This window comes from Cyanobium sp. PCC 7001 (assembly GCF_000155635.1).
In the GTDB taxonomy this organism is placed as follows: Bacteria; Cyanobacteriota; Cyanobacteriia; order PCC-6307; family Cyanobiaceae; genus NIES-981.
Genome location: NZ_DS990556.1, coordinates 1,422,935 through 1,428,934, shown reverse-complemented (window position 1 = coordinate 1,428,934; position 6,000 = coordinate 1,422,935). Strand labels below are relative to the sequence as shown.

Here is a 6,000-nt window from a genome sequence, read left to right as displayed (position 1 = left end):
GCCGGCGCCAGCCTGCCCACCCTCTGCCACCTCGATGGCCTCACGCCCGTGGGCGCCTGCCGGCTCTGCCTGGTGGAGCTGGAGGGCAGCGGCAAGCTGCAGCCTGCCTGCGCCACCGCGGCCAGCGAGGGCCTGGCGGTGCTCACCAGCACGCCCCAGCTCCAGGAATGGCGGCGCATGGCGGTGGAGCTGTTCTTCGCCGAGGGCAACCACGTGTGCGCCTTCTGCGTGGCCAACGGCGCCTGCGAACTGCAGGACGTGGCGGTGGCGGTGGGGATGGATCACTCCCGCTTTCCGTATCAGTACCCCCAGCGGCGGGTGGACGCCTCCCATCCCCAGTTCGCCATCGACCACCACCGCTGCATCCTCTGCACCCGCTGCGTGCGGGTGTGCGATGAGATCGAGGGGGCCCACGTGTGGGACGTGGCCAACCGCGGTGCCGACTGCTCGATCATCGCCGGGCTGGATCAGCCCTGGGGCGAGGTGGCGGCCTGCACCTCCTGCGGCAAGTGCGTGGATGTGTGCCCCACCGGTGCCATCTTCCGCAAGGACGACACCACCGCCGAGAAGGAGGCGCACCGGGAGCGGCCCCAGCTCCTGCGCAGCGCCCGCGACCAGCACCAGTGGCAGAACCAGTGACCATGAGCACCCAGACACCCAAATTGCGCTTCGCCACCGTGTGGCTGGCCGGCTGCAGCGGCTGCCACATGTCGTTCCTGGATCTCGACGAGTGGCTGTTCGAGCTGGCGAAGCATGTGGACGTGGTGTTCTCACCCGTGGCCAGCGACATCAAGCAGTTCCCTGAGAACGTTGACGTGTGCCTGGTGGAGGGGGCGGTGGCCAATGCCGACAACCTCGAACTGGCTCTGCAGCTGCGCCAGCGCAGCCGCCTGGTGGTGTCCTTCGGGGATTGCGCGGTGACCGGCAACGTGCCGGCGCTGCGCAACCTCTGGAGTGAGGTGGATGGCGGCAGCCGCCAGAGCGTGCTGGATCGCGGCTATCTGGAGCTGGCGGACACCGGCGCCCAGCATCCCCATGCCCCGGGCATCGTGCCGGAGCTGCTGGAGCGGGTGCGGCCCCTGCACGAAGTGATCGCTGTGGATCTCTATCTGCCCGGCTGCCCGCCCAGCGCGGAGCGCATCCGCGCCGCCATCGAGCCGCTGCTCAAGGGTGAGATGCCGGCGATGGAAGGCACGGCGATGTTGAAGTTCGGCTAGCTCCCAGCAGGAAGCCCCCATGACCCGCACGATCACGATCGACCCGGTGACCCGCATCGAGGGGCACGCCAAGATCACCCTGCACCTCGATGCGTCGGGGCGGCTGGCGGATGCCCGCTTCCACGTGGTGGAGTACCGCGGCTTCGAAACCTTCTGCGAAGGGCGGCCGTTCACCGAGATGGCGGGCATCACGGCGCGGATCTGCGGCATCTGCCCGGTGAGCCACCTGCTGGCGGCAGCGAAGACGGGCGACAAGCTGCTGGCGGTGCAGCCGCCACCGGCGGCGCGGAAGCTGCGGCGGATGCTCAACCTGGCCCAGCTGTGCCAGAGCCATGCCCTGTCGTTCTTTCATCTGAGCAGCCCCGATTTCCTCCTGGGCTGGGAGAGCGATCCGGCCAGGCGCAACGTGTTCGGCCTGATGGCGGCCGATCCGGAGCTGGCCCGGGCCGGCATCCGCCTGCGGCAGTTCGGCCAGCAGGTGCTGGAGCTGCTGGGCGGCCGCAAGATCCATTCGGCCTGGGCGGTGCCCGGCGGCGTGCGCACACCCCTGAGCGACGAGGCCCGGGCGTGGATCCTGGAGCGGCTGCCGGAAGCGAAGGCCACCACCGCTAAGGCGCTGGAGATCTACAAACGGCTGCTGGATGGGCCGCTGCAGCGGGAGCAGAGCACCTTCGGTGATTTCCCCTCCCTGTTCATGGGTCTGGTGGGGCCGGGCGGGCGCTGGGAGTGCATCGACGGGCTGATCCGTTTTGTGGACAGCGCTGGAGCGGTGGTGGCCGATGGGCTCAGTGAAGACGACTACGCCAGCTATCTGGGCGAAGCAGTGGAGAGTTGGAGCTATCTGAAGTTTCCGTACTACAAGCCGCTGGGATATCCGGAGGGGATCTATCGGGTGGGGCCCCTGGCGCGACTCAACGTGTGCGAGCAGATCGGCACCCCCTGGGCCGACCGGGAGCTGCAGGAGTTCCGCCAGCGCAGCGGCACCGCAGCCAGCGGTGGCCGGATCGTGACGTCGTCATTCGCGTATCACCATGCCCGGCTGGTGGAGATCGTGGCCTGCCTGGAGGGCATCGAGAAGCTGGTGGCCGACGACAGCCTGATGACCGACCGGATCCGCGCCCGGGCCAGCCTCAATGCCAACGAAGCGGTGGGCGTGAGCGAGGCGCCCAGGGGCACACTGTTCCACCACTACCGGGTGGACGACGACGGCCTGATCACCCGCGTGAATCTGATCATCGCCACGGGCCAGAACAACCTGGCCATGAACCGCACCGTGGCCCAGATCGCCCGGGAGTTCATCCCCGAACCGGTGGCCGAAGGCGCTGAGATCCCCGAGCCCCTGCTCAACCGTGTGGAGGCGGGGATCCGCTGTTTCGATCCGTGCCTGAGCTGCAGCACCCATGCGGCGGGCCAGATGCCGTTGCACATCGAGTTGCGGGATGCGTCGGGGGAGTTGCTGGCGGAGAGGTTGAGAGATTGAGGGGTGGGATGAGGCGCGAAGCCCCACGGTTGAAGAATCTGGCTTGAAGGGACAATGATCTTCTCTCGGACGGCAGCGGTACTTGGCTGTGTAGCCGTCCGAACGGGCTTATGCGGATCCGCATAAGATTCGAGTGCTCGGAGGTGGCCAGCCGTGAGTCGCTGCTGTACAAGGGCTTTTGTCGTGTCGCCCGGAGACGGAGGGGCTCTTATGCGGCTGCAGGCAGATGGGACGGGATTTATACGGGTCCGTCTAATAAGCGTTAGCAAGCTGTACTTTGATAGAAAGGCAAGGCCCCCATGCACATGTGCGATGGCATCCCAGCGGCAGGTAACAATATGTCAGAATGCTTGAAACCAGATCCCTTCAGCCATCACATGGATTTATTCCCAGGCGAGCTTCTTGCCCTCACTGATACAGAGAGCGATAATGAAGCGCGCCTCAGCGATGAACTTATCAATCAGAAATACATCAAGGGAGATGTTCGCATAGTCACCGAGCAGGCTCGGTATCCTCTTAGTTCGGTCCCCTCAATGGTCCAAAGCCAGGACTATGAGCTTAACCCTGAGTTCCAACGCCGCCATCGCTGGGACAATTTGAAGAAATCTAGATTAATCGAATCATTTATAATGAACGTCCCGATCCCGCCAATATTTCTCTATGAAGACCGGTTTTCTCATTACGAGGTGATGGACGGATTGCAACGAATGACAGCAATCTATGAATTCTACACTGATCGCTTCTCACTTGAAGGCCTTGAGGAATGGCCCGAGCTCAATGGCAGGTTGTACTCTGATCTTCCTGAACAGATTAAGCGAGGAATTGATAGGCGATACCTGTCTTCAATAATTCTCCTTCAGGAGACTGCTAAGGATGAGACCGAGGCAACACGCCTAAAACAATTAGTATTTGAACGTATCAATAGTGGCGGGATCAAGCTTGAGCCGCAGGAGTCACGCAATGCCATCTACAATGGTCCCCTCAACAAGATGTGCATTCGTCTAGCGCGCACCCCAGCGCTATGTCTAATGTGGGGTATTCCCGCGCCTACCGAAGTTGAGTTGCATGAAAGCGTTCTATCAGATGAGCTATTGGCCAATGAGACGTTTCGAAAAATGGATGATGTTGAACTCGTTCTGCGCTTCTTTGCATATCGCCAGAGGCTTAAGCATCCTGAGGGATCCTTAAAAGACTACTTAGATCAATACCTTAAGTCTGGAAATCTTTATTCATCAGAGGTTCTAGCTCAGCTCGAGCAGCTATTTGTCAGAACAGTAGACTTAGTGCATGATATTCTTGGTGAGAAGGCATTCTGGCTTTGGCGTCGACGAAAAGTATCAGGATGGGGATGGTTCGCCAGGCCCACGACAGTTCTCTATGATCCGATCATGTATGTGTTCAGCAGATATGTAGATCAAGCCTCAGAACTAAGCGATAAGAGTGAAGTAATTCGTTCGGGAATAACAGATTTCTATGAAAAGCACTACGATCAGTTTGAAGGAAGATATACTAACATTAGCAACATTGTTGAGCGGAATAGGCTGTTCGATGAGCTGCTAGCTAAGACTTTAAGCGCATGATATGAGTGGATCTCTTGAGGAATTTGAGAAAGGAACTGACGACCTAAGATCATATATTGTTGGTCTCCAGCTCGAACGGCGGCTACTTGCAGCCAAGTCTGCTGATCCACCATGCTCCGAATCGGATCAAATAGCGACTGAGATACGAGGTAATATAGGAACCGGGAGCAATAAGAGGCGATTTGACTACAATACAGTTATTGTGTCTCTCTATGGGCTATTCGAGCAGCTTGTAGAAGGTCTAATCAGAGAATATGCCACTCGTCTACAAAACGCATGCCCGAAGTACGTTGATCTGCCAGAGCGCTTAAGAAATGCGAATGCAGAAATGACTGTAGAGCTACTTCCAAAGCTCGAATTCAGCCGCTATAAGGGGCGCTTACAGATCCCACAGGTAATTGCGAATCTACATTCTTGCTTGAGTGGCGCTGATACCTATTTACTTAACCTTGAAGCACTGCAACAGCATTCTGCTAACTTTCGCAGCGATGTACTTGCACAGCTTTTCACGCGAATCGGTATTGAGCAAGTATTACAGCGTCTTTCTCGCTACGAGCCGTTCACATCTTTTATGAGTGCTCGTTTTGAAGGCAAGCCAGTGGCTTCTATTCCGAATGAGCAGGTGTATGCTCAACTAAATGATCTCGCAGAGAGGAGAAATGATGTTGCGCATGGGGTCACTTCCGATATTCTTAGCATTCCGATCCTACTAGATATCTTAAGTTATACATTGGCACTTGGGCGATCACTCTATGCATTAGTGCATGATGATGCAGTGGCCATTGAAGCATCGGCTAGAGGCATGTATCTCGGCAAGCCAATAGCCGTCTACAATCATTCTATAGTGTGCTTCCGTCTTTGCAACCAGAAGCTAAGAATAGGAGATACTCTTGTTATGCTAAATACAAAATGGCCTAATAGTTGCCTATCTGGCCCAGTTCTAGAGATTCAAGTAGAGGGAGTTGGCTATGAGGAAGTACCCGCGGCGCCATTCATAGATGTCGGATGTCGTGTGGGCTTCCGAGCAGTGCAGCAATATGAATACGCATTACTTCCGCAAGCATGACTTGCTAGCAAGCCCCTCGAGTGGACAGGCCTCCATCGATTCTCTGCTTGCGATGTAAAGTCCCTGCCTGCCACTCAGGGGCAGCGTTAGGACCACCCTCTAGAAGAGCACGTGACCTGCTTGATCGGCATTGACTGCGCCACACAGCCTCGCAAGGTCGGGTTGACCCGTGGGCACTTGGAGGGGGTGCGGGTAATCGCGGACGAATGCATTTGTGGTGGTCCAAACGCTGACCCTGCTGAGATTGTGGCTGGCTGGATAGGCGAGTCGGAGACTGCTCTGCTTGCCCTCGATGCGCCACTCGGATGGGCTTCCGCTCTCGGCCCCTCACTTGCGAGCCATCAAGCCGGGGTTGCATTTGACGTCTCAGCGAATTCGCTCTTCCGTCGTCTGACTGACAACGACATCGCAGCACGGCTCGGCAAACGTCCACTCGAAGTAGGGGCGAACCTCATCTCAAGAACGTCAGTTGCTGCCGTTGATCTCCTCGGTAACGTCCGTTCGATGACGGGTGAGCCTGTTCCTCTCGCTTGGAGCTGGCCCTCCACTACACGAGTCAGCGCAATTGAGGTCTACCCGGCAGCAACACGTATTGCTCACGGGGCGGTCGCCGGCGGCGGACGCGCGGACGGCCTAACTTCGCTGCAGTGCGACCTT

General features: G+C 58.2%; 5 protein-coding genes. All 5 read left to right on the top strand.

From position 1 onward, the window contains the following. A partial coding sequence (gene hoxU / locus CPCC7001_RS07030; protein WP_050757089.1) for a bidirectional hydrogenase complex protein HoxU occupies positions 1-639 on the top strand: 639 nt, incomplete at its 5' end. 2 nt (positions 640-641) lie between these two features. Then, entirely contained in the window at positions 642-1,217 is a 576-nt protein-coding gene (locus CPCC7001_RS07025) for an oxidoreductase (protein ID WP_043368746.1), read from the top strand. Positions 1,218-1,236: 19 nt separating this feature from the next. Then, positions 1,237-2,697: a Ni/Fe hydrogenase subunit alpha gene (locus CPCC7001_RS07020; RefSeq protein ID WP_006910395.1), complete on the top strand. Its 1,461-nt coding sequence runs from the start codon at positions 1,237-1,239 to the stop codon at positions 2,695-2,697. A gap of 350 nt (positions 2,698-3,047) precedes the next feature. Continuing rightward, positions 3,048-4,277, top strand: a complete 1,230-nt coding sequence (locus tag CPCC7001_RS14430) for a DUF262 domain-containing protein (RefSeq protein WP_225867201.1) — start codon at positions 3,048-3,050, stop codon at positions 4,275-4,277. A 1-nt stretch (position 4,278) separates the two neighbouring features. Beyond that, entirely contained in the window at positions 4,279-5,343 is a 1,065-nt protein-coding gene (locus CPCC7001_RS15140) for an MAE_28990/MAE_18760 family HEPN-like nuclease (protein ID WP_006910674.1), read from the top strand. Positions 5,344-6,000 lie beyond the last annotated feature (657 nt).

Excerpts from the sequence above, each read along its gene's own strand:
- CPCC7001_RS07025 (WP_043368746.1), top strand. The coding sequence starts at position 642 with ATGAGCACCCAGACACCCAAATTGCGCTTCGCCACCGTGTGGCTGGCC.
- CPCC7001_RS07020 (WP_006910395.1), top strand. The coding sequence starts at position 1,237 with ATGACCCGCACGATCACGATCGACCCGGTGACCCGCATCGAGGGGCAC.
- CPCC7001_RS15140 (WP_006910674.1), top strand. The coding sequence starts at position 4,279 with ATGAGTGGATCTCTTGAGGAATTTGAGAAAGGAACTGACGACCTAAGA.